The organism is Shinella sp. 1A1 (genome assembly GCF_055379515.1).
Window position 1 is genome coordinate 504,079 of the sequence record NZ_AP039672.1, and the last position, 24,758, is coordinate 528,836.

General features: G+C 66.8%; 25 protein-coding genes. 14 read left to right on the forward strand and 11 right to left on the reverse strand.

The window, feature by feature from the left end:
* Positions 1 to 15: 15 nt before the first annotated feature.
* The 3 genes from ACZ48C_RS19055 to ACZ48C_RS19065 all read right to left on the reverse strand — a co-directional run bounded on the left by ACZ48C_RS19055 (position 16) and on the right by ACZ48C_RS19065 (position 2,505).
* Positions 16 to 228, reverse strand: a complete 213-nt coding sequence (locus ACZ48C_RS19055) for a heavy-metal-associated domain-containing protein (protein WP_464783670.1) — start codon at positions 226 to 228, stop codon at positions 16 to 18.
* A gap of 78 nt (positions 229 to 306) precedes the next feature.
* Entirely contained in the window at positions 307 to 1,473 is a 1,167-nt protein-coding gene (locus ACZ48C_RS19060) for an aminotransferase (protein WP_464783671.1), read from the reverse strand.
* A gap of 15 nt (positions 1,474 to 1,488) precedes the next feature.
* Positions 1,489 to 2,505, reverse strand: coding sequence for a LysR substrate-binding domain-containing protein (locus tag ACZ48C_RS19065; RefSeq protein ID WP_464783672.1), 1,017 nt, complete (start codon positions 2,503 to 2,505; stop codon positions 1,489 to 1,491).
* Positions 2,506 to 2,814: 309 nt separating this feature from the next.
* Between ACZ48C_RS19065 and ACZ48C_RS19070 the strand changes: the two genes are divergently transcribed.
* The 5 genes from ACZ48C_RS19070 (at position 2,815) to ACZ48C_RS19090 (ending at position 7,472) form a co-directional block, all read left to right on the forward strand.
* Positions 2,815 to 3,903 (forward strand): ABC transporter substrate-binding protein, encoded by a 1,089-nt coding sequence (locus tag ACZ48C_RS19070; protein WP_464783673.1) that lies wholly within the window; start codon positions 2,815 to 2,817, stop codon positions 3,901 to 3,903.
* 96 nt (positions 3,904 to 3,999) lie between these two features.
* Positions 4,000 to 5,034, forward strand: coding sequence for an ABC transporter ATP-binding protein (locus ACZ48C_RS19075; RefSeq protein ID WP_464783674.1), 1,035 nt, complete (start codon positions 4,000 to 4,002; stop codon positions 5,032 to 5,034).
* Positions 5,031 to 5,885, forward strand: a complete 855-nt coding sequence (locus ACZ48C_RS19080) for an ABC transporter permease (RefSeq protein ID WP_119255808.1) — start codon at positions 5,031 to 5,033, stop codon at positions 5,883 to 5,885. The genes ACZ48C_RS19075 and ACZ48C_RS19080 overlap by 4 nt, the downstream gene beginning before the upstream one ends.
* Positions 5,882 to 6,679: an ABC transporter permease gene (locus tag ACZ48C_RS19085; protein WP_464783675.1), complete on the forward strand. Its 798-nt coding sequence runs from the start codon at positions 5,882 to 5,884 to the stop codon at positions 6,677 to 6,679. The genes ACZ48C_RS19080 and ACZ48C_RS19085 overlap by 4 nt, the downstream gene beginning before the upstream one ends.
* A 10-nt stretch (positions 6,680 to 6,689) precedes the next feature.
* On the forward strand, positions 6,690 to 7,472 hold the full coding sequence (locus ACZ48C_RS19090; RefSeq protein WP_464783676.1) for a carbon-nitrogen hydrolase family protein: 783 nt from the start codon (positions 6,690 to 6,692) through the stop codon (positions 7,470 to 7,472).
* Between the two features lie 28 nt (positions 7,473 to 7,500).
* On the opposite strand, the gene ACZ48C_RS19095 is transcribed toward ACZ48C_RS19090, so the two are convergent.
* From ACZ48C_RS19095 to ACZ48C_RS19120, 6 genes are all read right to left on the reverse strand, one after another.
* Positions 7,501 to 9,171 (reverse strand): amidohydrolase, encoded by a 1,671-nt coding sequence (locus ACZ48C_RS19095; RefSeq protein ID WP_464783677.1) that lies wholly within the window; start codon positions 9,169 to 9,171, stop codon positions 7,501 to 7,503.
* A gap of 9 nt (positions 9,172 to 9,180) precedes the next feature.
* Positions 9,181 to 10,362, reverse strand: coding sequence for a serine hydrolase domain-containing protein (locus tag ACZ48C_RS19100; protein WP_464783678.1), 1,182 nt, complete (start codon positions 10,360 to 10,362; stop codon positions 9,181 to 9,183).
* 78 nt (positions 10,363 to 10,440) lie between these two features.
* A complete protein-coding gene (locus ACZ48C_RS19105; protein WP_119255803.1) occupies positions 10,441 to 11,481 on the reverse strand; it encodes an extracellular solute-binding protein in 1,041 nt (346 codons plus the stop codon).
* A gap of 30 nt (positions 11,482 to 11,511) precedes the next feature.
* Positions 11,512 to 12,315, reverse strand: a complete 804-nt coding sequence (locus ACZ48C_RS19110; RefSeq protein WP_464783679.1) for an ABC transporter permease — start codon at positions 12,313 to 12,315, stop codon at positions 11,512 to 11,514.
* Complete coding sequence (locus ACZ48C_RS19115; RefSeq protein WP_318912484.1) at positions 12,308 to 13,231, reverse strand: ABC transporter permease; 924 nt, start codon at positions 13,229 to 13,231, stop codon at positions 12,308 to 12,310. The genes ACZ48C_RS19110 and ACZ48C_RS19115 overlap by 8 nt, the downstream gene beginning before the upstream one ends.
* 2 nt (positions 13,232 to 13,233) lie before the next feature.
* The gene (locus tag ACZ48C_RS19120; protein ID WP_464783680.1) at positions 13,234 to 14,334 is read right to left on the reverse strand and encodes an ABC transporter ATP-binding protein; all 1,101 of its coding nucleotides are present in this window, start codon (positions 14,332 to 14,334) and stop codon (positions 13,234 to 13,236) included.
* 256 nt (positions 14,335 to 14,590) lie between these two features.
* On the opposite strand from ACZ48C_RS19120, the gene ACZ48C_RS19125 reads away from it, so the two are divergent.
* Both ACZ48C_RS19125 and ACZ48C_RS19130 read left to right on the forward strand, forming a co-directional pair.
* Positions 14,591 to 15,277, forward strand: a complete 687-nt coding sequence (locus ACZ48C_RS19125) for a GntR family transcriptional regulator (RefSeq protein WP_318912486.1) — start codon at positions 14,591 to 14,593, stop codon at positions 15,275 to 15,277.
* A 137-nt stretch (positions 15,278 to 15,414) separates the two neighbouring features.
* Positions 15,415 to 16,041, forward strand: coding sequence for an RBBP9/YdeN family alpha/beta hydrolase (locus tag ACZ48C_RS19130; protein WP_464783681.1), 627 nt, complete (start codon positions 15,415 to 15,417; stop codon positions 16,039 to 16,041).
* 49 nt (positions 16,042 to 16,090) lie between these two features.
* Here ACZ48C_RS19130 and ACZ48C_RS19135 read toward each other — a convergent pair whose 3' ends face one another.
* Positions 16,091 to 17,194, reverse strand: coding sequence for a M24 family metallopeptidase (locus ACZ48C_RS19135; RefSeq protein ID WP_464783682.1), 1,104 nt, complete (start codon positions 17,192 to 17,194; stop codon positions 16,091 to 16,093).
* Positions 17,195 to 17,463: 269 nt separating this feature from the next.
* On the opposite strand from ACZ48C_RS19135, the gene ACZ48C_RS19140 reads away from it, so the two are divergent.
* The 6 genes from ACZ48C_RS19140 to ACZ48C_RS19165 are packed head-to-tail and all read left to right on the forward strand — an operon-like array spanning position 17,464 to position 23,573.
* Positions 17,464 to 19,074, forward strand: coding sequence for an ABC transporter substrate-binding protein (locus ACZ48C_RS19140; protein ID WP_464783683.1), 1,611 nt, complete (start codon positions 17,464 to 17,466; stop codon positions 19,072 to 19,074).
* 37 nt (positions 19,075 to 19,111) lie between these two features.
* A complete protein-coding gene (locus ACZ48C_RS19145) occupies positions 19,112 to 20,101 on the forward strand; it encodes an ABC transporter permease (protein ID WP_464783684.1) in 990 nt (329 codons plus the stop codon).
* On the forward strand, positions 20,098 to 20,928 hold the full coding sequence (locus tag ACZ48C_RS19150) for an ABC transporter permease (protein ID WP_464783685.1): 831 nt from the start codon (positions 20,098 to 20,100) through the stop codon (positions 20,926 to 20,928). Before ACZ48C_RS19145 ends, ACZ48C_RS19150 begins: the two co-directional genes overlap by 4 nt.
* Positions 20,925 to 21,704, forward strand: a complete 780-nt coding sequence (locus tag ACZ48C_RS19155; protein WP_464783686.1) for an ABC transporter ATP-binding protein — start codon at positions 20,925 to 20,927, stop codon at positions 21,702 to 21,704. Before ACZ48C_RS19150 ends, ACZ48C_RS19155 begins: the two co-directional genes overlap by 4 nt.
* A complete protein-coding gene (locus ACZ48C_RS19160) occupies positions 21,701 to 22,489 on the forward strand; it encodes an ABC transporter ATP-binding protein (protein WP_464783687.1) in 789 nt (262 codons plus the stop codon). The genes ACZ48C_RS19155 and ACZ48C_RS19160 overlap by 4 nt, the downstream gene beginning before the upstream one ends.
* On the forward strand, positions 22,479 to 23,573 hold the full coding sequence (locus ACZ48C_RS19165; RefSeq protein WP_464783688.1) for a pyridoxal-phosphate-dependent aminotransferase family protein: 1,095 nt from the start codon (positions 22,479 to 22,481) through the stop codon (positions 23,571 to 23,573). Before ACZ48C_RS19160 ends, ACZ48C_RS19165 begins: the two co-directional genes overlap by 11 nt.
* Here the strand turns inward: ACZ48C_RS19165 and ACZ48C_RS19170 are convergent.
* On the reverse strand, positions 23,561 to 24,097 hold the full coding sequence (locus ACZ48C_RS19170) for a dihydrofolate reductase family protein (RefSeq protein WP_464783689.1): 537 nt from the start codon (positions 24,095 to 24,097) through the stop codon (positions 23,561 to 23,563). The genes ACZ48C_RS19165 and ACZ48C_RS19170 overlap by 13 nt on opposite strands.
* 46 nt (positions 24,098 to 24,143) lie before the next feature.
* Between ACZ48C_RS19170 and ACZ48C_RS19175 the strand changes: the two genes are divergently transcribed.
* Complete coding sequence (locus ACZ48C_RS19175; protein ID WP_464783690.1) at positions 24,144 to 24,725, forward strand: TetR family transcriptional regulator; 582 nt, start codon at positions 24,144 to 24,146, stop codon at positions 24,723 to 24,725.
* Positions 24,726 to 24,758 lie beyond the last annotated feature (33 nt).

Genomic DNA, 24,758 nt, shown 5'->3' on the forward strand with positions numbered 1-24,758 from the left:
TGCCAACTTGACGCATCAGGCGTCAACCGGCGAATAGCCCTCCGCCGCGATGACGGAAGCGACGGCGGCGCGGTCGCCGGCATTCTCGACGGAGACGCGCTTTGCGGCAAAATCGATATCGACCCTGGCGGCAGGGTAGGCGGCAAGCACCGCGCCGGTGATCGTCCTCGCGCAGTGCCCGCAGGTCATGTCTTCAACGGTGAAGGTGAGGGTCTTGTCGTCGCTCATGGGCAATCTCCTGATGTTTGCGCCATGCTGAACCCTTCCCCCGTGGGAAGGTCAAGGCCGATGTACTCACAACGCCGCTTAACCGAAATTGGAGAGGCGTTCCCTTAGTCGCGAAATGGTCTCGACATCCGCATTGGCGAAGGCGAAGCGCAGGTAGCCTTCCTGCCTCTCGCCGAAATAGCTGCCCGGAAGGCAGAGAATGCCCGCCTCCTTGGCGAGCCTTTCCGCGACGCGCGCGGAGGGCGTGCCCTCGAACGGATGGCCGATGAAGGCGAAATAAGCACCGACCGCGCCGACGCGCCAGGCCGGAACGCCCGCCATGGTCGTCCGTAGCGCCTCGACGCGCCGGGCGATCTCGCGGCGGTTCTCCTCGCGCCAGTCGGCCAGCAGCGGCAGGGCGGTGGCGACGGCGGCCTGGGCGGAGCGGGGCGGGCAGATCTGGAGATTGTCCATGATCTTCGCCACCTGTTCCACCACGGCGGGGCCGGCAGTGATGGCGCCGAGGCGGTGGCCGGGAATGCAGAAGGATTTCGAGAAGCTGTAGAGGCCGATCAGCGTCTCCTCCCAGCCCTTGCGGGCGAAGAGATCGTGCGGCCGGCCGGCGCCGACCGGTAGGAAATCGCGATAGGTCTCGTCGAGGATGAGCCAGATGCCGCGCGCCATGCAGAGGTCGTAGATCGCCGCGATCAGTTCCGGCGGATAGACCGCGCCCGTCGGGTTGTTCGGCGAGACGAGCGCGATGGCCCTGACATCCGGCGTGATGGCGGCGGCAAGCGTCTCGACGTCGGGCAGGAAACCGTTCGCCGGGTCGCACGGCGCAAAACGCGTCCTCACGCCGAGCATGGCGAGCGTGGTCTCCTGGTTGAAGTAATAGGGATCGGTCATCAGCACGGCGTCGCCCGCCCCGGCAATCGCCATGGCGGCGCAGATGAAGGCCTGGTTGCAGCCGGCGGTGACATGGACGTTGCCGGCGGCAAGAGTGGTGCCGTAGGTCTCGGACAGATGCGCGGCATAGGCCTTGCGCAGGCTCTCCTCGCCCTCGATGGGGCCGTAGCCGGTATAGGCGCGCGAGGCGGCATTCTCGCCGAGGAGGCGCAGCATCTCGGGATGCGGCGGATAGCCGGGCACGGCCTGCGACAGGTCGATCATCGGCCCGCTGCGGCCGTCATAGGCGGCGGCCCAGGCGAAGACCGAGGGGATCGGCGGGGCGGAAAGGTTTGCGACGAGCGGATTGAAACGGGGCATGGTCTTCTCTGACGTTCAGGCGCGGGTCTTGCGCGGTTGGCTGGAAGCGGGCCGGCGCGGGGCCGGGGCCGAAAGGGGGCGATGAGCATCGGCCGCACGGCCGCCGCGCCCGCGCATCGGCATGCGGGCGGAGGCCTGTGGCTCGGGAAGGGTCTCCTCGAGCGTGGCGAACAGCCAGTCGATGAAGACCTTGACGATGGGCGTCTGGCGCGCCGCCTGCCGGCAGGCGACGTAGAAGGCATGGTTCGCCGGCACGGTGAGGCCAAAGGGCACGACGAGATCGCCGCGGGCGATCAGGCTGCTGGCGGTGATCGTGTCGCCGAGCGCGATGCCCTGGCCATGCAGCGCCGCCTCGGTGGAAAGGCGCGCATCGCTCATGAAATGCTGCGGGCCGCGCGGCATGTCGATAGCGTCCGCCGCCGCCAGCCAGGTGTTCCATTCGCGCCCGTCGTCGCCGTGGAACAGCGTATGGTCGGCAAGGTCGCGCACCGAGCGCAGCGGCCGGCTGTTGAGCAGCGTGGGGCTGGCAACGGGGAAGAGCTGCAGGTTCGACCAAAGCCGCGTCCAGCAGTCCGTCCAGTTGCCGTCGCCGTAGAGCACGCAGACATCCGTGTCGAGCGAGCGCAGGTGCTCGGGATCATTGGAGGCGACCAGCTTGAGGCGTACGCCGGGATAATGCTCGGTGAAGGAGGGAAGGCGCGGGAGCAGCCAGAGCGAGAGGAGGGCGGGCACGCAGGCGATGGAAATGTCGCCGCGCGTTTCCGGCTGCTTCATCAGTGCGGTCGCCGCCGCGATCTCGCCGAAGGCGTTGGTGACGGCCGGCAGCAGCAGCGCGCCCTGCGGCGTCAGCTTCAGCCGCTTGCCGCCGCGCTCGAACAGCGCCGTTCCGAGCGCTTCCTCCAGCGCGCGGATCTGATGGCTGATCGCGCCATGCGTGACGCTCAGCTCGCGCGCCGCGGCGGAGACGGAACCCCGGCGGACGGTGGCCTCGAAGGCGCGCAGGGGATTGAGCGGCGGCAGGCGCGAGGCCATGAAAGCTTGAAACCTGTTTCGTGAGTTTTTCTCACGGCAAACGCTATAACAATGCCAATTGCTTTTCCAGGCGTTTTATTACGATACTGGCAAAAACGAGGGCGAAGCCCTGGGGAACGATCGGGAGGCTCCGGCCGGATTGGGAATGCGCGGCGACGCTCCGCGCCGGCCGCATGCAGGTTTCTTCACGAAAATCCGACCCTGACGGCTTTCGGCCCTTCCGTGGCGCCGACGGCCTGACATAGAATGACGACAACGGGAACACTCCCGGCCGGATCGACCGGCCGGCCTATAAGGAGAAAGACGACCATGCGTGACATCCTCAAGACCAATGTCAGCCGCCGCGCCGTACTGGGTGCGGGCGTTGCCGGCGCCTCGCTGCTCGCCATGCCGGCAGTCCTTCGCGCGCAGGACAAGTCGCTGAAGGTCGGCGTCTACGGCGGCTACTTCAAGGATTCCTTCGACAAGAACATCTTCGCGGACTTCACCAAGGAAACGGGCATCGCCGTGGAATCGGTCGCCGAGCCGACCGGCGAGGCCTGGCTCGTCCAGCTCGAGCAGGCCGCCCGCGCCGGTCAGGCCCCCGCCGACGTCTCGATGATGTCGCAGGTCGCCATGCTCAAGGGCCAGTCGACCGAGCTCTGGTCGCCGCTCGACATGGCGAAGATCCCGAACGGATCGAACCTCATCGACCATTTCGTCAACAAGTATCCGGACGGCCGCGTCGCCGGCATCGGGGCGGTCGCCTGGTATATCACGCTCGTCACCAACACCAACGTCTACCCGGAAGCGCCGACCTCCTGGGCCGCGCTCTGGGATCCGGCGAATGCCGACAAGCTCGGTCTTCTCGCGCTCGTCTCCAACTCCTTCCTGCTGGAAGTGACGGCCAAGACCCATTTCGGCGGCACGAACGCGCTCGACACCGAGGAGGGCCAGATCAAGGCCTTCGAGAAGCTCGCCGAGGTGAAGCCGAACGTCCGTCTCTGGTACCGCGACGAGGCGCAGTTCGAGCAGTCGCTGAAATCGGGCGAAATTCCGATGGGCCAGTATTACCATGACGTGACGGGCCTTGCCGCCAAGGACGGCCAGCCGGTCCGCTCCACCTTCCCGAAGGAAGGCGGCATCATGGATTCGGGCTGCTGGGCGCTGTCGCGCGCCTCGCAGAAGACCGAGGAAGCCCACACCTTCATCAACTATATGTGCCAGCCGCAGATCCAGGCGATCCTGTCGCGCAAGGTCGGTACCGCGCCGACCGTCAAGCGTGACCTGCTCGACCTTTCGGCCGAGGAATTCGCCGCCGTGTCGTCCGATATCGAGCCGATCATCCCGCGCTACGATCTCTACACGACCAAGGCCGACTGGCTGAACCAGAAGTGGACGGAGATGATCGCCGGCTGATAAAAGCCTGCGATCGAAGAATGCCCGCCCGGCCGCCCGCATGCGATATGCCGGCGGCCGGGCGTCATCACAACGAACGCGCCGAGCGGAGAACCAATGTCCGGGCTGACCCTTCAGAACGTCACCAAGCAATTCGGCACGTTTACGGCCGTCAAGAACGTGCAGCTCACCGTGCCGCACGGCACCTTCGTCTGCCTTCTCGGCCCGTCCGGCTGCGGCAAGACCACGCTGATGCGCATGGTCGCCGGCCTCGACCTGCCGACGAGCGGCGAGATCCGGCTCGACGGCGCGGAGATCACCCATGTCCCGACGCACAAGCGCGACCTCGGCATGGTCTTCCAGTCGCTGGCGCTCTTCCCGCACCTGACGGTCGGCGAGAACATCGCCTATTCGCTGCGCATCCGCGGCGTCGGCAAGGAGGAACAGAAGAAGCGTGTCGACGAGCTTCTGTCGATGATCCACCTCACGGGCTACGCCGACCGCCCCGTCGCGAAGCTCTCCGGCGGCCAGCGCCAGCGCGTCGCCATCGCCCGCGCGCTCGCCATCTCACCGAAGCTCTTCCTGCTCGACGAACCGCTCTCCGCGCTCGACGCCAAGCTGCGGGAGGCCATGCAGGTGGAACTGCGCCAGCTCCAGCAGCGCCTCGGCATCACCACCATCGTCGTCACCCACGACCAGCGCGAGGCCATGACCATGGCCGACACCGTGGTGGTGATGAACGGCGGCGAGATCCGCCAGGCCGCCCCGCCGGTCGAGATCTACCGCCGCCCGGCCGATACCTTCGTCGCCGATTTCATCGGCATGACGAACCTCATCGATTTTTCCGCGGATGCCTCCGGCGCCTCGGTTCTCGGCAGCCCGGTCGCCGGCCTTGCCCTCCCGGCCGGCCTTTCTTCCGGCATCCTTTCGGTTAGGCCCGAGGACGTGCGCCTGACTGCTCCCGGCAACGGTGCGATCACCGGCAAGGTCACCTTCATTCGCGATCTCGGCGGCACGATCGAGACTTTCGTGGAGGCCGGCGGCAAGCAGATCGTCGCCGTCTCCATGCCGAATGCCCGGCCTGAGGTCGCCATCGGGCAGGAGGTCGGCATCGGGCTCGACCCAGCCGATTGCGTGGTGCTGAAGTCATGAGACGCGAGCCCCCGCAGAAACTCTCGGACTATGCGCCGCTGGTCTTTCCGGCGGGCATGCTGATCGTCTTCTTCGTCGTGCCTTTCGCGACGATGATCGCGGTCTCCTTCTTCAAGCGCGATCCGGCCGGCTTCTATTCGGCTGATTTCGTCTTCGACAATTACGCCCGCTTCCTCAGCCTGTTCTTCGGCAAGGTGCTCGGCTTCTCGCTGTTCCTGGCGATCGCCGTCGCCATCTGCTGCGTCGTGCTCGCGGTGCCCTTCACCTATCTCCTCTCGCGCGCCGGGCGGCGCGCGCAGGTGCTCTGGCTGGTGGCGCTGCTCTCGGTGCTGTCGCTGTCGGAGGTCATTATCGGCTTTGCCTGGTCGACGCTCTTCTCGCGCACCGCCGGCATCACCAACATCCTCGTCGCGCTCGGCATCCTGAAGGAGGCGGTGGCGCTGAACCCGAGCTTCGGCGCGGTGCTGACCGCCATGGTCTACCAGGCGCTGCCCTATACGGTGCTGGTGCTCTATCCCGCCCTCGTGCGGCTTGATCCGACGCTGACGGAGGCGGCGCGCACGCTCGGTGCCTCGCCGGTCAAGGCTTTCTTCACCGTCGTCGTGCCGGCGCTGCGCAACACCATCGTCGCGACCTTGATCATGGTCTTCATCTTCGCGCTCGGCTCTTACCTGCTGCCGCAGATTCTCGGCCGGCCGCAGCACTGGACGCTCTCGGTGCTCATCACCGACCAGGCGATCTACCAGTCGAACATGCCCTTCGCCGCCGCCATGGCCGTTTTCCTCGTGCTCGTCACGCTCGGCCTCGTCGCGCTTACCGTCTATGCCGGCCGCAAGGGGGAAGCCGCATGAACACGCTGCTGCAACGGCTCTATTTCGGCCTGATCGGCCTGTTCCTTTCGTTGCCGATCATCGTCGTCGCCGGCGTCTCGGTGAACGAGAAGCAGACGCTCGCCTTCCCGCCGCAGGGCTTTTCGCTCGGCTGGTACGGCGAGATCTTCGCCAATGTCGAATGGCGCAACGCCCTTTTCGCCTCCATCACGCTCGCCGCGCTTTCGGCGGCCGTGGCGCTGATGATCGCGCTGCCGCTCGCCTGGTTCCTGTGGCGGCGCGATGCGCCCTGGGCGAATATCTTCCAGCTTCTCGGCATCGCGCCCTTCACGCTGCCGCCGGTCATCACCGCGCTCGGCCTCCTCACCTTCTGGGCGACGACGGGCTTCTACGGCCAGCCGGCGACCGCCGTCATCAGCCATTCCATCTTCTTCGTGACGCTGCCGCTGGTGACGCTCTCGCTCGGCTTCTCCTCCATCGACCGCTCGCTGGTGGAAGCGGCCGCGACGATGGGGGCGGACGACCGCACGATCTTCCGCACGGTGGTCCTGCCGCTGATCCTGCCCTATCTCATCTCCGGCTATGCCTTCGCCTTCGTCCTGTCGCTCAACGAGTATATCGTGGCCTACATGACGATCGGCTTCACGATGGAGACGCTGCCGATCAAGATCTTCAACGCGCTGCGCTATGGCTACACGCCGACGATGGCCTCGGTCACGATCCTCTTCGTGGCGATCGCCGCCGCCATTTTCGGTCTCGTCGCGCGCTTCGGCGATCTGCCCAAGCTGCTCGGCGCCATGTCGTCGCGGGATTAGGACGAAACCCATGCGGATTGCCGCCCTCCAGATGCATGCCATCGCCGGCGATGACGAAGCCAACATCCAGCGCATCGCGGCCGCGGCCGCCGATGCGGCCTCCGCCGGCGCCAAGCTATTGATCGTGCCGGAGCTTGCCGTCACCGGCTACGGCGCGGGCGATGCGGCCTTCGCGCGGCTCGCTTCGCCGGCGACGGGCGATGTCGCGGCGCAGCTGAGCGCCATCGCGCAGGAGAACAGGCTTGCCATCGTGGCGGGCTTCGCCGAGCGGGAAGGCTCGCATGTCTATAACAGCGCGCTCTTCACCGACGGCATCGGCACCAATGCCGTCTACCGCAAGTCCCATCTTTACGGCGATTACGAGCGGCATGCCTTCCGCCCCGGCGTGCCGGCCTCCGTCATGGTGGAGCTCGGCGGCGTCCGGCTCGGCATGCTGATCTGCTACGACGTGGAATTCCCCGAGAACGTCCGCCGCCTGGCGCTTGCCGGCGCCGAGCTCGTCATCGTGCCGACCGCCCTGCCGAAGGGCGCTGCCGGCACCTTCATTGCGGGCCACATGATCCAGGTCCGCGCCTTCGAGAACCAGGTCTTCGTCGCCTATATCAACCATTGCGGCGCCGACGACCGCTTCAGCTATGCCGGCCTCTCGCGCATCGCCGCCCCGGACGGCATGCTGCTCGCCGAAGCTCCGGCCGAAGGCGAGACCCTGCTCTTCGCGGAAATCCGCCCGGAGGACTACGCGGTGTCGCGGGCGGAAAACACCTATCTGGTCGATCTCGGCCGGACGGGATGATAAGCCGCCCCGCCCGGGCCCGGTTCGGTCAGGCCTGGTAGGTGATGCGCCCGTCGCACATGGTGGTGACCGGGCGGATGGCGGCGAGGTCCGCGAAATCGGCGGCCTCCACATCGGCCGAAAGCACCACGATGTCGGCGAGATAGCCGGGCTTCAGTACGCCCTTGCGATCCTCCATGAACTCCACCCAGGCGCTGGTCCGCGTATAGGCGGCGAGCGTCTCGTGCAGCGAAAGCCGCTGATCCTGCATGCCCTCCTTCCAGATGGTGCGCGTCATGGCGCACTGGATGCAGTGCATCGGATCGAGTGGCGAGACCGGCCAGTCGGTGGCGAAGACGATGGGCGCGCCGGCATCGGTGAGCGTGCGCCAGGCGAAAGCATGGGGCCAGCGTTCCTCGCCGATATAGGACAGGTAAGGCTCCAGCGGCAGGCCGGCGCTGCCCGGCGGGTGCGTCGGCTGCATGGAGGCGATGGTGCCGAGTTCCTTGAAGCGCGGAACGTCGTCCGGATGCACGACCTCGATATGCTCGATGCGGTTGCGGCTGTCGCGCCTGCCATTGGCCTCGATGGCGGCCTCGTAGCCGTTCAGCACCATGCGCACCGCGCCGTCGCCGATAGCGTGGACGGCGACCGGCAGGCCGAGCCTGTCGGCGGCGATGGCGATCTCGTCGAAATGCGCCTGCGAGAACAGCGGCTCGCCCTTCCAGCCGGGCTGGTGGCTGTAGTCGTCGACGAAGACGGCGGTGCCCGATTCCGTCACGCCGTCCATGAAGAGCTTGACGAAATCCGAGCGCAGGCGGTCCGTATTGAAGCGCTCGCGCCACGCGGCCGCCTTGGCTTCGAGGTCCGAGAGCGGCATGAAGTTCTTCATGTGGAAGGGCATGCGCACCCGCACGGGTAGGCCCGCCGTCTTCTCGATCTCGTCCAGCATTTCGAGCTGGTAGAGGCTGCCGTCCATGTTCTGCAGCGAGGTAATGCCGAGCGAGGCGACATAGGCGAGACCTTCCCTGATGATCTCGATGTCGGCCGCCCGTTCCTCCGCCGTTACATGGTCGGGATCGCCGCCGGTACCGACGCCGAGCATCTCGCGCGCGCCGGTTTCGCCGAGCGCGGAGACCGGGCGGATGGCGTTGCTTTCGCGCAGCTCGCCATTGGCAAGCCCGTCCTTGCCCATGACGATCTCGTTGCCGATGCCGACGTCGCGCCCTTCGAGGATGCCGCCCATCTTCAGCGCCAGCGTGTTCGCCCAGGCGGTGTGATGGTCCGGCGCGAAGATCAGCACGGCCCGGTCCGGCAGGATGCGGTCGAGATGGTGGCGCGTCACGCGCTCGTCGTTGGACAGGATCGTGTAGTCGGCATGCTGGGCGATCAGCAGGTCGCGCTGCGGATAGTCCGCCGCATAGGCCTTCAGCGCCTTGTCGAGGGCGTCGAAGCCCTTGACGCCCATCAGCGACAGTTCGCGCAGCTCGGCCGAGCCGCCGAAAATGTGCATATGCGCTTCGTTGAAGCCCGGCAGAACGGTCGCGCCCTTGGCGTCGATCACATGGGTATCGGGGCCGGAATAGGCGTCGATCTCGGCCTCGGACCCAACGGCCAGGATGCGGTTTCCCGAGACGGCGACAGCAGCGGCGCGCGGGTTCGCCTCGTCCATCGTCAGCACCCGCGCATTGCGGATAATGAAGCTTGCTTCGGTCTGCATGTGCGTTCCTCAGACAGCCCGGCGGCAGAGCGCGCGGAAGAAGGTGAAGATGTCCTGGTTCTCCTCGTCGCCGAGCGGTTCCGGCTGGGAGGAGAGCTTGACGATGACGGTTTCCGTGCTGGGATCGACATAGAGCCACTGGCCATGGATGCCGATGGCGCAGAAGGCCCCGTCCGCCTCGCCGGACTGGTACCACTGGCTGCGGTAGCGCCCGTTCGGCAGGTCGACATTGCGGCCCTGCTGCCAGGCCTCCCGGTCGCCGTTTTCCTGCATGTCGCGGATCCATCCTTCCGGAACGACCTGCCGGCCGTTGCGGACACCGTGATTGCGCAGGAGCTCGCCGAGACGCGCGAGGTCGCGCGCCGTCATGGAAACGCCGCCGGCCGTGCGCGGCGTGCCGATGGCGTCCACCGTGATATCGGCATTGCCCCTGGCGCCCATCGGCTTCCACAGGAGGTCGGACGTGAGGTCGGCGAAGCGGGCGCCCGTCGCGCGCTCGATGACGACGCCGAGCAGGTCGGCGTTCGGGGAGGCATAGTAGAAGGGGCCGCTATGCGGCCGCTCGGCCTTCTGCAGCGTCAGCAGGAAGGAGGCGAGCGTTTCCGGCTCGGCGTCCTTCATCGGCGGATTCCACAGCATGGCGCGGCGGTAGCGCGCAAAGGCGCCGTAGGGATCGAGATAGGCCTCTTCGAAATCGAGGCTGACGCGCATGTCGAGCACGTCGCGATAGGTGCAGTCGCCGTAGACGCTGCCCTTGGCTTCCGGCAGATAGTCCGTCACCGGCCGGTCGGGATCGATGAGGCCCTGCGCTTCCAGGATGCCCGAGAGGACGGCGGTCAGCGATTTGGAAATGGAGAAGACGAGATGCGGCGCGTTGGGATCGGCATGCGGCGCGTAATATTCCGCGACGATCTCGCCCCGGCGCATCATGACGAAGGCGTCGGTCTGCGCGAATTCGAGGAAGGCGCGCGCCGTCGAGGCCCCGGCAAGGCCGGTCTCCATCGCCGCATCGAGGAAGAAACCGCTGGCAAGCGGCACTTCGGCCGCCGCATTCTCCGCGGCGATCACCGCGGTCGGCACGAAGTCGCGCACGTTCTGGAAGGTCCAGCGGCTGTAGGGGGCGGTGCGCCAGTTGGCGAGGGTCACATCGGCGCGGGCAAAGCCGTGCCTGTCCTTGAAGGTCCTGATCATGAAAAATTCAGCCGAAGCGCGGGAAGGCCGAAGCCTTCCCGCCCGGGGCTGTCCTCGTATATTGCGCGGCTTTGCCGCTTACTTCTGCAGTTCGGTCCAGATCTTCGTGTAAAGCTGCTGCGTCTCCGGCTCGCAGGTCGCGAGGAATTCGCCGGCCTTCTCGAATTCAGGCGGCACGACCAGTTCGGGCGCCGATTGCATTTCCGCCGGCAGGAACTTTTCCGAGCCCTTAATGCCGTTGGCATATTTGGCGAAGGCCGAGATCAGCGCCGCGTTCTCCGGCTCCATGATGAAGTTCATGAAGAGTTTGGCGTTTTCGGTGTTCTTCGCGTCCTTCAGCAGCGCGACGCTGTCCATGAAATAGGGGAAGCCTTCCTTCGGATAGCCGAACTTGATGTCCGGGTTCTTCAGGCGCGAGCGCATGATGGCGCCGTTCCAGTAATAGACCCCGGCATAGTCGCCGGCCGGTAGCTTCTCCGTCACGCTGTAGTCCATGGCGAGCCACTTGGCCTTCGCCTCGACCAGCTTGTCGCGGACCTTGCGCAGGACCTCCTTGTCCATGGTGCACCAGTCGCCGCCGAAATACTTGATCGTGGCGAAGAGCACGTCGTTCATTTCCGGCGCGACATTGAGCTTGCCGACCAGTTCCGGCGGCGGATCGAGGAAGATCGCCGAGGTGTTGATGTCGCCCTTGTAGACGGAGGTGTTGACGCCGATGCCCGTCAGGCCCCACTGCCACGGAACGGTGTAATGGCGGCCCGGATCCCACGGAACGTCGACCCAGCGCTCGTCGACATTCTTGAAGTTCTCCATCTGGTCCGGGCGGGCTTCCTGCAGGAGGCCTTCCTTCACCCAGATCTGCACGTAGTTGGCCGAGGGTACGACGAGGTCGAAGCCATGGCCGCCGGCGCGGACCTTGGCGAGCGCCGTGTCGTTGGAATCGTAGTCGGTGACCGTGACCTTCACGTCGTACTTGGCTTCGAACTTCTTGACGAGTTCCGGGTTGGTGTAATCACCCCAGTTGTAGATGTTGAGCTCGCCGGCAGCCGAGGCGGCGTTCGCAAGGGCAAGCAGGCCGACTGCCGCCATCGCCGTCGTCGTCATCCATTTCGTTTTCATTTCCGTTCCTCTCTGTGGTTTGTCCGATGCTTATTGCTTTTTTCTGTTGATGAAGAAGAAGACCACGACCAGCGCCGTGGAGAGCGCAAGGAAGACCGTGGCGATCGCGTTGATCTCGGGCGAGGTCTCGCGCCGGAGCTGGCCAAGCATGTAGGTCGGCAATGTGTCCTGGCCACCGGACTTGACGAATTCGGTGATGACGACGTCGTCGAGCGAGATGACGAAGGCCAGCATGAAGCCCGCGATGATCGCCGGCCGCAGCAGCGGCAGGGTGACGTAGCGGAACGTCTTCCACGGCGTCGCGTAGAGATCGGCCGCCGCCCGCTCCAGCGTCAGGTCCATGCTTTCGAGGCGGGCGCGGATCGGCAGATAGGCGAAGGGAATGCAGAAGGCGGTGTGAGCCGCGATCAGGTAACCGAGGCCGGAATAGCCGGTCCACACCTTGATGCGCGAGAAGACGATCAGCAGCGCGACCGCCGTGACGATCTCCGGCACCATGAGCGGCTGGTTGATGAGCGCATATTTGAAGGTGAGGCCGCGATAGGGCTGCGTTCGCGTCGTCGCGAGCGCGGCCATGGTCGCGGCGACCGTCGCAAGGAGCGCGGCCCACACGGCGATGACCATCGAGCGGATGGCAGCGTCCTGCACGGCGGCGTTCCGCCATGCCGCCACGAACCAGCGCGTCGAAAACCCGTCCCAGCGGGAAAGCGATTCCGCCCCGTTGAAGGAGTAGATGACCAGCGCGGCGATCGGCAGGTAGAGCGCGAAGAAGGTGAAGAGGGTGATGAGCCCGAAGCCGGGCTGGGCACGGACGTCGAAACGCGATCTAAGCATGACCGGCTCCTCCGCGCGAGGCGTTGCGGACATAGACGATGAGCGCCACCATCACGAGAGCCATCAGCGTGATGGACATCGCCGCGCCGAGCGGCCAGTTGCGGCCCGAGCCGAACTGCATCTCGATCAGGTTGCCCAGCATCATGTTCTTGCCGCCGCCCAGCACGCGCGGAATGACGTATGCGCCGAGCGAGGGGATGAAGACGAGGATCGAGCCGGCGATGAGGCCGGGCTTGACCAGCGGAATGACGATCCGGCGGAGCACCTGGAAGCGCGTGGCATAGAGATCGTATCCGGCTTCCACCAGCCGGAAATCGAGCTTCTCGATCGACGCATAGAGCGGCAGCACCATCAGTGGCAGGTAGACATAGGTCATGCCGAGGAGGTTGGCCGTGTCCGTGTACATGATCTGCAATGGCTGCTTGATGATGCCGAGCCAGATGAGGGCGTTGTTCAGGAGCCCCTCGTTGCGGATGACCTGCTGCATCGCGAAGGTGCGGATCAGGAGGTTCGTCCAGAACGGAATGGTGACGAGGAAGACCCAGATCTCGCGGGTATGCGGCGGCCGCGTCGCGATGAAATAGGCCGTCGGGAAGCCGAGGACCAGCGTCAGGATGGTCGTGAAGAAGGAGAGTTGCAGCGAGCGCCAGATGATGGAGAGATGCGCATCGGCAAGCCCGAGCGTGTCGTCGAAGATGTCGCGCTCGAAGAAGACCGAGGTCCAGCCGTCCAGCGAGAATTCGCCGAACCGGACGTCGCCATAGTCGCCCTTGGCCATGAAGGAATAGAGCAGCATGACCAAGAGCGGCCCGACGGCCGCGACGAAGATGATGATGAGGGCCGGCGCGCTGAGCAGCCAGCGGGAGCGGATGTCCTTTTTCCTGGCCGCGACGGCGGCTTCCTGTGCGCCGTTCATCGTCAGTCCCTCAGGATCTGGGCGACGTCGTCGCTGAAGCCGATGCCGATCGGGTCGCCCTTGGAGAAACCGCAATGGCCGCTGCGGGCATTCTGCTGGCGCACCATGAAGCTCTTGCCGTCGTCGAGGTGGACGTGAAGATGCGTGTCCGTGCCGAGATAGACGATCTCGTGGACGATGCCGCGTAGCAGCACGGCGGGCGAGGGGGCGCCGGCCTGCGCGTGTTCCGGGCGGACGACGATGGTGACCTTGCCCGCCGGCGTTAGGCTGGCCGGGAAGGTGGCGGAGATTTCCGCGCCGGAGGAGAGGCGCACGCGCGCCTTGCTGTCGGCGACGAAGACAACGTCGGCCTCGAGGAAATTCGTCTCGCCGATGAAGTCGGCCACGAAGCGCTCGGCCGGACGGTCGTAGATCTCCCAGGGCGAGCCGACCTGCCGCACCGTACCCGTCGACATGACGGCGATGCGGTCGGACATGGTGAGGGCTTCCTCCTGGTCGTGCGTGACGAAGACGAAGGTGATTCCCGTTTCGAGCTGCAGGCGCTTCAGTTCCATCTGCATGGACTTGCGCAGCTTGAGGTCGAGGGCCGAAAGCGGCTCGTCGAGGAGCAGCACCTTGGGCCTTGGTGCAAGCGCGCGGGCGAGGGCCACGCGCTGCTGCTGGCCGCCGGAAAGCTGCGTCACCGGATTGTCGCCGCGCCCTTCGAGATGCACGAGCTTCAGCATGTCGGCGACGACGCCGTTGATCTCCGCCTTCGGCTTGCCGAGCATCTTGAGGCCGAAGCCGATGTTCTCGGCGACGGTCAGGTGCGGGAAGAGGGCGTAGTTCTGGAAGACGGTGTTGACCGGGCGCTGGTTCGGCAGGAGCCGTGAAATGTCCGTGCCGTCGAGCAGGACCTGTCCCTCGGTGGGCAGCTCGAAGCCGGCGATCATCCGAAGGAGCGTGGTCTTGCCGCAGCCCGAAGGCCCCAGAAGGGTGAAGAACTCGTTCGGGCGGATATCCAGCGTCACGTCATTGACTGCCTGGAAGCTGCCGAACCACTTCTTGATGCCATGCATGCCGATGGCACCGCCATGGGCGGCGGTCGTTCGGGTCTCAGTCATCGGTTCCCCGTTTTTCGACCGGCGCCCGAGCTTCCTCTGCCCAAACCGCCGGCTGTTTCTGTCCGACCGCTGATCACGGCTCTTATGTGATAGGCTTGACTTGCTTATGATCACAACAAATCATAATTTGATCAAATCTGTAAAGGGCGATTTTGGGCTTTGCAGATTTATCCGCCCTGCGTGCAAAAGCCCGGAAATTCAGCCCTGAGACGATGACCGCCGGGAGAGCGGCGTCGTGCGGAGGGAGGGTTTCAGCATGCTGGTTGCACGCGGCCGGGAGGTGTCCGAATCCGCCAAGCAATGGGTGTATCGCGTCCTGCGGCGCGGCATCATGACGGGCCAGTTCGAGCCCGGCGATCCCGTGACGATCAACGGCCTGGCGGAGGCGCTGGGCGTCAGCGCCATGCCGGTGCGCGAAGCGCTCCACCGCCTCGTGGCGGACGGGGCGCTGGAACTGCTCGACAATCGCCGCGTCCGCGTCCCCGATCTCGACCGCCAGAGCTTCGAGGAGGTGCTGGAAGCCCGCCTCGCGCTGGAAACGCGGGCCGCCGAGCGGGCCATGCCCTTCGTCGACGAGGCGCGGCTTTCGCGCCTGCGGGCTTTGGACCGGCTTGCCGACGAGGCGCTGGCCGCCGCCGATTTCGGGCGGCTGGTGGAGGCCAATTTCGACTTTCACCGCTGTCTCTACGAGGCGCGGCCGGGCACCGTCATGCTGCCGCTCATCGAATCCCTCTGGCTGCGTCTCGGCCCCTTCATGCGCCGGGCCGGCGAGACCCTGTCGGAAACCTATCAGGTCGACCGGCATGCCGAGGCGCTCGCCGCCATCGTCAACCGCGACGCCGCCGCGCTCAAGGCGGCGATCGCCGCCGATATCCGCGACGGCGCGGGCCATCTCGGCCGGGGGCATTTCGAGCGGGTCGCCGCGCGCGGCAGGAGCGCTTAGGCCGGCAACCGTCCGCGCCCGGGGTGAATTGCAAAGAATTTTTATGGATTTTGCAGACTGGAGCAGCGCCTTCCTTACGCGCGGTGACGGTCGCGCGCATCATTCCGGCAGATCCCGTCCCGCAAAGGAGGCCTGCCATGCCGTCGCTCGATCATCCCGTCGATACGCTCATCCTTCCCGGCCTCAACGGCTCGCCGGAGGGGCACTGGCAGCGCCACTGGGCGCGCGACAATCCGGAGAGCCGCGTCGTCGAGCAGTATGACTGGGCCTGCCCGGATCGCGGGCGCTGGCTGGAGGAACTGGCCCGGCAGGTCGAGATGATTGGCCGGGACGTCTGGCTCGTCGGGCACAGCCTCGGCTGCGTGCTGGCGGCGCATTTCGCCGAAAGCCCGCTCGCCGCGCGCATCCGCGGCGCGCTGCTCGTCGCGCCCTGCGACCTCGACGCCACCGAGACGCTCCATCCCTGTATCGTCCGCTTCGGTACGATGCCGCTCCGCCGCCTGCCGTTCCCGACGCTCGTGGTCGGCAGCCTCAACGACCCCTATATGCCGCTCGACCGGCTGCGTCGGACCGCCCGGGCCTGGGGCAGCGACCTGATCGATATCGGCGCGGCCGGCCATATCAATGTCGCGAGCGGCTTCGGCCGCTGGGCCGCCGGCCACGACTTCCTCGAACTGCTGAAGGAGCGGTCCGCCCTTGCTCCCGTCGGAGATAATCGGCTTTTCACCCGCGCCGTCGCCGGCGCAGGACTCGCGCTGAACTGAGAGGCTTCTTCAGGGGCGGCGTTGCGAGGCAGCGCCGCCCCTGACGATGTCAGATTCGCGCGATGTGAACCGTGCGCGGGAGGGAGGAAAGGACTTCCGGCCCGTTCTCGCGCAGGATCACGATGTCCTCCAGGCGGATGCCGAAACGGCCGGGCAGATAGATGCCGGGCTCGATGGAGAAGACCATGCCTTCCTCCAGCACCGTTTCGGAGGTCGCGGTGATGTAGGGCGGTTCATGGCCGTCGATGCCCATGCCGTGGCCCGTGCGGTGCACGAAATAGTCACCATAGCCCGCATCGGCGATGACCTTGCGGGCCGCGGCATCCACCTCGCGCGCCACGACGCCCGGACGGGCGGCCTTGAGCGCGGCCTGCACGGCCTTCTCGACGATGGTGTGGATCTCGCCATAGCCTTCCGGCGGCATGCCGACGACGGCCATGCGGGTGATATCGGAGGGGAAGCCTTGCTTGCGCCCGCCGATGTCGATCACCACCGCATCGCCCTCCCGGATGACCCGGTCGCTGGCCGAATGGTGCGGGAAGGCGCCGTTGCCGCCTGCGCCGACGATCCAGAATTGCGGCGAAGCGCCTTCCGAGGAAAAGTGCGCGCGGATTTCGGCGGCAAGCTCCTTCTCGGTCATGTCCGGCCTGATCGCCGCGAAGGCCGCTTCCATGGCGCGGTCGGCGATGCCGGCATTCATCTTCAGCTTGGCATATTCGCTGCCCTCCTTGCGCATGCGAAGGCCGCCGAGCGTTGCCGGCGTGAAGTCGCGGCGCGTGTCGGCGGGTAGCGCGTCGAGGAGCAGCAGGGCGAAGTCCGCCCGCATCGTCTCGTCCAGCGCGACGAGGCCCGGCGCTTCAGCGCCGATGGCCGACAACGCCGCGCGCAGGGCCGAGTCCGGGCCTTCCTCATCCGCCCAGTTGTGGAAGGCGATGTCGGTGAATTCGCGGGTGCCCTCGGCATTCAGCGCCGGCATCAGGAAGGCCTCCTTCTGCGGGCCGATGAGCAGCAGGCAGGGGCGCTCGTCGGGATGCGGATGAAAGCCCAGCATCCAGTCCATGTGGGAGCCGGGCGCGACGGCGACGAGGCCGGTACCGGTCTCGGCCATGCGCTGGCGCAGGGCCTTGAGGCGGGCGGCGGTCTGTTCGTTCATGGTCTTTTCCTCGTTCAGGTGGCGGGAATGACGATACGGCTGCCAAGGGCGTTTCGCGCGAGCCCGGCGGCTCGGCACACCAACCGTATTGCACTCGTAAAGCGCGGCATACTCCGCCCGCGGCAAGGCTGCAATGGAGAGGCGGGAAGCCTCGAAGGCCGACCCGCAACAATTTGTTCTTGCAAGGCGGGTCGAGAGAATTTCCTCTCTGTCATCGAGGGCGATTCGTCACCACTATCGCGAACGACATGTCGAAGCAGGAGAGAGAGATGCTGACCGCGACCCCAACCCGGCGTACCTTCTTGCAAGCCGCGGCGGCGCTGCTGGCCTCCACGGCCCTGCCGACGCTTGCTTTCGCTCAGGATGCGCCGTCCGGCGGCAGGCTGATCGTGGCGGCCGATTCCGAGCCGAAGAACCTCAATCCCGCCATCGTCGCCTCCAACGGCGTGTTCTTCGTCGCGAGCAAGGTGGTGGAGCCGCTGGCAGAAGCGTCCTTCGACGGCAAGGACGGGCTCGCGCCGCGCCTTGCCACCGCCTGGGAGGGCTCGGAGGACGGGCTTTCGGTCACGTTCCGCCTGCGCGAGGGCGTGACCTGGCACGACGGCAAGCCCTTCACCTCCGCCGACGTCGCCTTCTCGGCGCTCAACGTCTGGAAAGCCTTGCAGAATCTCGGCCGTATCGTCTTCGCCAATCTGGAGGCCGTCGAGACGCCGGACGAGGCGACCGCGATCTTCCGCTTCTCCAGGCCGACACCGCTCCAGCTCATCCGCAACGCGCTACCCGTCGTCAGCAGCGTCATTCCGAAGCATCTCTACGAGGGCACGGACATCGCCGCCAACCCGGCGAATATCCAGCTCGTCGGCACCGGCCCGTTCCGCTTTGCCGAATACAAGCCCGGCGAATATTACCGCCTGACCCGCAACGAGGCCTATTGGGACAAGGGCCAGCCGAAGCTCGACGAGATCATCTTCCGCGTGCTGCCGGACCGCGCCGGCGCGGGCGCGGCGCTGGAGGCCGAGGAGATCCAGCTCGCGGCCTTCTCCGCCGTGCCGCTCACCGATCTCGACCGCATCTCCAAGGTGCCCGGCATCGAGGTCATTACCAAGGGCTACGAGGCGCTGACCTACCAGCTCGTCGTGGAGATCAACCACCGCCGCAAGGAGCTGGCCGACCTCAAGGTGCGCCAGGCCATCGCCCATGCCATCGACAAAAAATTCGTGGTCGACACGATCTTCCTCGGCTATGCCGCCGCCTCCACCGGCCCCGTGCCGAAGAACGCGCCGGAATTCTACGATGCCGACGTGCCGGCCTACGATTTCGATGTCGCCAGGGCCAATGCGCTGCTCGACGAGGCCGGCTATGCGAAAGGCGCCGACGGCAAGCGCTTCTCGCTGAAGCTGCGCCCCGCGCCCTATTTCAATGAGACGCGCCAGTTCGGCGATTACCTGCGCCAGGCGCTCGCCGAGATCGGCATCGACGCGGAACTGGTCAATGCCGATGCCGCCGCGCACCAGCAGGCGGTGTATACCGACCACGATTTCGACCTCGCCGTCGCCCCTCCGGTCTTCCGCGGCGATCCGGCGATCTCGACCACCATCCTCGTGCAATCCGGCATTCCCGCCGGCGTCGGCTTCTCCAACCAGGGCGGCTATGCCAATGCGGAGCTCGACGCCGTCATCGCCAAGGCGGCGGAGACCATCGACACTGCTGCGCGCACTGAACTCTACCGGCAGTTCCAGAAGCTGGTCGTCTCCGACCTGCCGCTGATCAACGTTGCCGAATGGGGCTTCATCACGGTCGCGCGCGACACGGTGCTGAACGTCGCCAGCAATCCGCGCTGGGCGGTCTCCAACTGGGCAGATACCGCGCTCCAGTCGTGATAGGGTCGGCCGAAAACATCGCAAGGTCTGGCGCAGCGTGAACCGAGCCCTTCGATTGCTGAGACGCCGCGCGGTCGGCAGCATTCCCGTGCTGCTGATCGTCGTCGTCCTGACATTCCTGCTGCTGGAGGCGGCGGCGGGCGATGCCGTGGACGCCTATCTCCTCTCCATCGGCGGCGGGGATGCGGCCATCGCGCAGTCGCTCCGGGCCTCCTACGGCCTCGACCAGTCTATGGCGGCGCGGCTCTGGCTGTACCTCTCCTCGCTCGCAAGGCTCGATCTCGGCTGGTCCGTCGCCTTCGACCGGCCGGTGCGCGACCTCATCCTCGAGCGCCTGCCCAACACGCTGCTTCTGATGGGCAGCGCCACGGCGCTGTCCTTCGCCATCGGCTCGGCGCTCGGCATCGTAGCCGGCGCGAGGCCGGGCAGCGGCCGCGACCGGGTGCTCTCGACCCTTTCGCTCGTCCTTTACGCCATCCCCAGCTTCTGGCTCGGTCTCGTGCTCAGCATCGTCTTCGCCGTGCAACTGCGCTGGCTGCCGACATCGGGCATCGAGACCATTGCCTCCGGGCGCACGGGCCTTTCCCGCGCCGCCGACATTGCCGCCCATCTGGCGCTGCCGGTCGCGACGCTCACGCTGGTCTACATGGCGCTCTTCCTGCGCGTCATGCGGGCGGGGATGGCGGAGGTCTGGGGGCTGGATTTCGTGCTCTTCGCGCAATCGAAGGGCCTGTCGCGGGCGCGGATCGTGCTCCGGCATGTGGCGCGCAATGCACTGCTGCCGCTCGTCACCATGCTCGGCCTGCAATCGGCCGCGATGCTCGGCGGCAGCGTCGTCATCGAGAGCATCTTCGCCATTCCCGGCTTCGGGCGGCTCGCGCAGGAGGCGGTGAGCGGGCGCGATACGGCGCTCCTCACCGGCATCATCGTTACCAGCGCGGTGCTGGTCATCCTCGTCAATCTTGTCATCGACATCGTCTATGCCGCGCTCGACCCGCGCGTCGGGGCCTCGGAGCGCAGCGCATGAGGTTGTTGCGGAAGCTCCTGCGCACGCCGGAGGGCGCCATCGGGCTCGGCCTTCTCGCCGCGCTCGCCCTCGTCGCGCTGTTCGCGCCGGTGCTTGCCCCCGGCGATCCGCTGCGCATCGCCGGCCGCGCGCTGACCGCGCCCTTCACCGATCCCGCCTTTCCGCTCGGCACGGACCGGCTGGGGCGCGACGTGCTGGCGGGGATCGTGCATGGCGCGCGCACTTCGCTCCTCGTCGGGCTCGCGGCGGCGTGTGCCGCCCTTGCCATCGGTCTTTGCGTCGGCCTTGCCGCGGGCTTTGCCGGCGGCATCGTCGACGAGGCGCTGATGCGCGTGGTCGACGCCTTCCAGATCGTGCCGAGCTTCCTTCTGGCGCTCGCCTTCGTCAGCGTGATCGGCGCGTCCGTGCCGGTCGTGGTGCTCGCCATCGCGCTCGGCGCCTGGGCCGATCCGGCGCGGCTGACGCGGGCGCAGGTGCTGTCCGTGCGCGAGCGCGACTATGTCGCCTCGGCGCGCGTCGTCGGCATGCATCCGGTGGAGATCGCCTTCCGGGAAATCCTGCCGAACGTCCTGCCGCCCGTGCTGGCGCTTGCGGCCATCATCGTCGCCGCCGCGATCCTGACGGAAGCCGCGCTCTCCTTCCTCGGCCTCGGCGACCCGAACATCGTCACCTGGGGATCGATGATCGCCGAGGGGCGCAACGTCCTGCGCTCCTCGCCCTTCCTCTCCATCTTCCCCGGCCTCGCGCTGGTCGTGACGGTCGTCGGCGTCTATCTCCTCAGCGAAGGGCTCGGCAAGGCGCTCTCCAGCCGGGGAGGGGTGGCATGACGGCGCTGTGCGAGATACGGCAACTCGCCGTCACCTATCGCGGCGAGACCGCGCCCGCCCTGCAGGGCATCGACCTCGATATCCTCGGCGGTGCGCGGCTGGCGATCATCGGCGAAAGCGGATCGGGCAAGAGCACCTTCGCGCGGGCGCTGGCCGGCCTGCTGCCGGATGGGGCAGCTGTTGCCGGGAGCCTCCGCTGGTCGACGGGCCAGCCGCGCGCCGGCCGCGATATCGGCTTCGTCTTCCAGGACCCGTCCGCCAGCCTCAACCCGGTGCTGACCATCGGCGAACAGGTCGCCGAAGGCGCGCGCCGGCATCTCGGCCTTTCGCGCCGGCAAGGAGAGGCCCGCGCGCTGGAAATGCTGGAGCGGGTGCATATCCCCGATCCCGCAAAGGCGCTGCACGCCTTCCCGCACCAGCTTTCCGGCGGCCAGCGCCAGCGCGTGGCGATCGCCGCGGCGCTTGCGGCAAGGCCGGGCCTCCTGATCGCCGACGAGCCGACCAGCGCGCTCGACATGGTCGTGCAGGCGGAGATCGTCGCGCTGCTCGACGAACTCGTGCGCCAGGGCGGCATGACGCTGGTCTTCGTCACCCATGATATCGCGCTCGCCTCCGGCTTCGCCGACCGCGTGGCGATCTTCCGCGACGGCATGCTGGTCGAGACGGGCGCGACGGGCACGGTTCTCGCGAAGCCGCAAGCCGCCTACACCGCCGCCCTGATCGCCAGCCACCGCGATCTCGCAACACCGCCGCTGATCCACGAGGCGGGCCGATGACCTTGCTCGACGTGAAGAACCTCGACAAGCGCTACGCTTCCGGCGGCCGGGTCGTGACGGCGCTCGACGGCGTCTCGCTGACCCTTTCGGCCGGTGAGACGCTCGGCCTTGCCGGCGCATCGGGAAGCGGGAAATCGACGCTGGCGCGCGTCCTCACGCGCCTCGTTCCGGCCGATGGCGGCACGGTCCGTTTCGGCGGCGAGGACTGGCTGGCACTGCCCGGCGGCGAACTGCGCCGGCGGCGGGCGCGGATGCAGATGGTCTTCCAGGACGTGCTCGGCGCCTTCAATCCGCGTGCCACGGTGGGTTCGGTGATCGAGGACCCGCTGCGCATCCACGATATCGTGCCGAAGGCCGGGCGGGGGCGGGAAGTGGCGGCGCTGCTCGACCGCGTCGGCCTGCCGGCCGCCTATGCCGCCCGCTCGATCCGCGACGTCTCTGGCGGCCAGCGCCAGCGCATCGCCATCGCCCGGGCCATCGCCTCGCGGCCGACCATGATCGTGCTCGACGAGGCGGTCTCGGCCCTCGACGTCTCGCTGCGCGAAAAGGTGCTCGAACTCCTCGTCGCCCTGCAGGAAGAGCGCGGCATCGCCTATCTCTTCGTCTCGCATGACCTTGCGGTGCTCGCCGCCGTTTCCCATCGCATCGCCATCATGGATGCCGGCCAGATCGTGGAGAGCGGCCCGGCGGCCGAGGTGATCGGCAATCCACAATCGCCCGCCGCCCGCGCACTCATCGGCGCCGTGCCGCGCCTCATTACGCAGGAAGACCGAAATGCCGTTTGACCGCTGGAATGCCCTGAACGACGCCCCCGTCTTCCCGCCCGAACGCTTCGGCCTCGTCGCCGACCGGCTGGGCCGGATCCTGAAGACGCGGAACGATATCCTCCTCTTCCAGACCGAGGCCGTGGTGGCGCTGGAGGCGGTGACGGCAAGCCTTGCCCGGCCGGGCCTGAAGGCGATCAATATCGTCACCAGCCCCTTCGGTGCATGGTTCGGCGGCTGGCTGCGGCGGGGCGGCGCGGAGGTCGTGACGCTTATGGCCGAGCCCGCCCGGCCCATCGATGCGGAAACCGTGACAGCGGCCTTCAAGGCCCATCCGGATACGAAGGTCGTCATCTTCTGCCATGCGGAATCGGCCAATGGCGTGCTCAACCCGCTGGAGGAGATCGTCGCGGCCGCCCGCGTCCGCGGCATCGTGACGGTGGTGGATGCCGTCGCCTCGGTCGGCGGCCATGCGCTGGACGTCGATGCGCTCGGCGTCGATATCGCGGTGATCGGTCCGCAGAAATCGCTGGCCGGGCCGGCGGGCGTCTCGGCGGTTTCGGTCAGCCCCGTCGCGTGGCGGCTGGTGATGGCCGAAGGCGCCCCAAGCGAATCGTCGCTGTCGCTGCTCGACCGCAAGGCCTGGCTCGATGCCGGACGCGGTGCGCTGCCCGGCACCTCTGCCTCGCTGGAATTCTTCGCGCTGGAGGCGGCGCTCGACCGTTTCGAGGCGGAAGGCCCCGATGCCGTCCTCGCCCGCCATGCCCGGGCGGCGAAGGCGGCACGCGACGGTCTGGTCGCGCTCGGCGCGGCGCCCTCGGCCCCGGCCGGCCGCGCCTCCCATCTTGTCACGACGGCAAGGTTGCCCGATGGCGTCAATATGGACGCTTTCCTCGCCGCCGCGGCACATCTCGAAACGGACATGTCGCCGGGCGTCGGCCCGGGCGCGGAAAATCTCGTGCGGCTCAATCATACCGGCCAGCGCGCCCGCTTCGAGGCCGTGCTCGGCAATGTCGCAGCCTATGGGATCGCCCTCCGCAATCTCGGTCTTCCGGCGGATATCGCGGCGGCAGCGGCGGCCGTCGCCGCGTATTATGCCGGCTGAGAAAAGCGGTAGTGCAGGCGCACGCAGCCCCGGTCCAGCGCCTGTACGCCGATCAGCTCGGGGCTGGCGCGAAAGCCGGTCGGCGGAAAGAGCGGCCGCCCGCCGCCGAGCATTTCCGGGATGACATAGATCTCGATCTCGTCCAGTGCGCCCCGTTCCAGAAAGGCCATCTGCAACTGCCCGCCGCCGAGCATCCAGACATCGCCATCGTCGAGCGCGCGCAGCTCGGCAATCAGTGCGTCGATGTCGCTGCGGATTTCCAGAGGACCTTTCGGATTGTCGATGGGCGTGGATGTGACGACGAAGGTCCGCTGGTCTCCATAGGCCCAGGGGGAGGGGTCCCTTGCGATGAAATCGTAGGTACCGCGCCCCATCACGACCGTGCGGATGCGCTTGATGAAGGTGCGGTAGTCGTGTTCGCCGAGGTCCATGCCGTCATATTCAAACAGCCAGTCGAGACTGTCGTCAGCCGTGGCGATCATGCCGTCGAGGCTTGCGGCGATGTATCCGAGAATACGGGCCATTGGAAATCCTCTTGATTAATAAATGAACGAACATTTATATATAGCCATGGCAAGACACAAGACAATCCCCGACGAAGCGGTGCTCGACACGATTCTCGAAACCTTGCGGGAGACGGGACCGGCCGGCCTCACCTTCGCCCGTGCGGCGAAGGCGTGCGGCCTTTCGCCGGCAACGCTCGTGCAGCGCTACGGCGACCGCGAAGCCTTGCTTGAGGCGACGCTATTGCGCGCCTGGGACCGGCTGGACGAGGAAACCGAAGCGGCGGACAGGGAGACGCCGCCGACGCCCGCGGGTGCGGTCGCCTTCCTCATGCGCCTGATGCCTGCCGCGAGCGCGGAAGAAGCGGCCACCGACGGGCTGCTCCTGTTGCGGGAAGATGTCCGCAATCCCGTGCTTCGCAGCCGCGGCGCGGTTTGGGGGCACCGGATCGCGGCCGCTCTTGGCCGCCGCCTTTCAGTCGAGGTGGAGGAAGGCAAACGTCTCGGCTGGCAGATGGCGAGCGTCTGGCAGGGCGCGCATATCTGGTGGGCTTTCACGCGCGAACGGCCGGCGGAAGAGGCGATCCGCGGCGCGCTCGAAGCGTGGATGGAGCGGGCACTCGACGGCGGCGGCGGGACGGCTTCCTGACGGCAGGCTAGGCGGGCGCCGCCATAGCCGTTA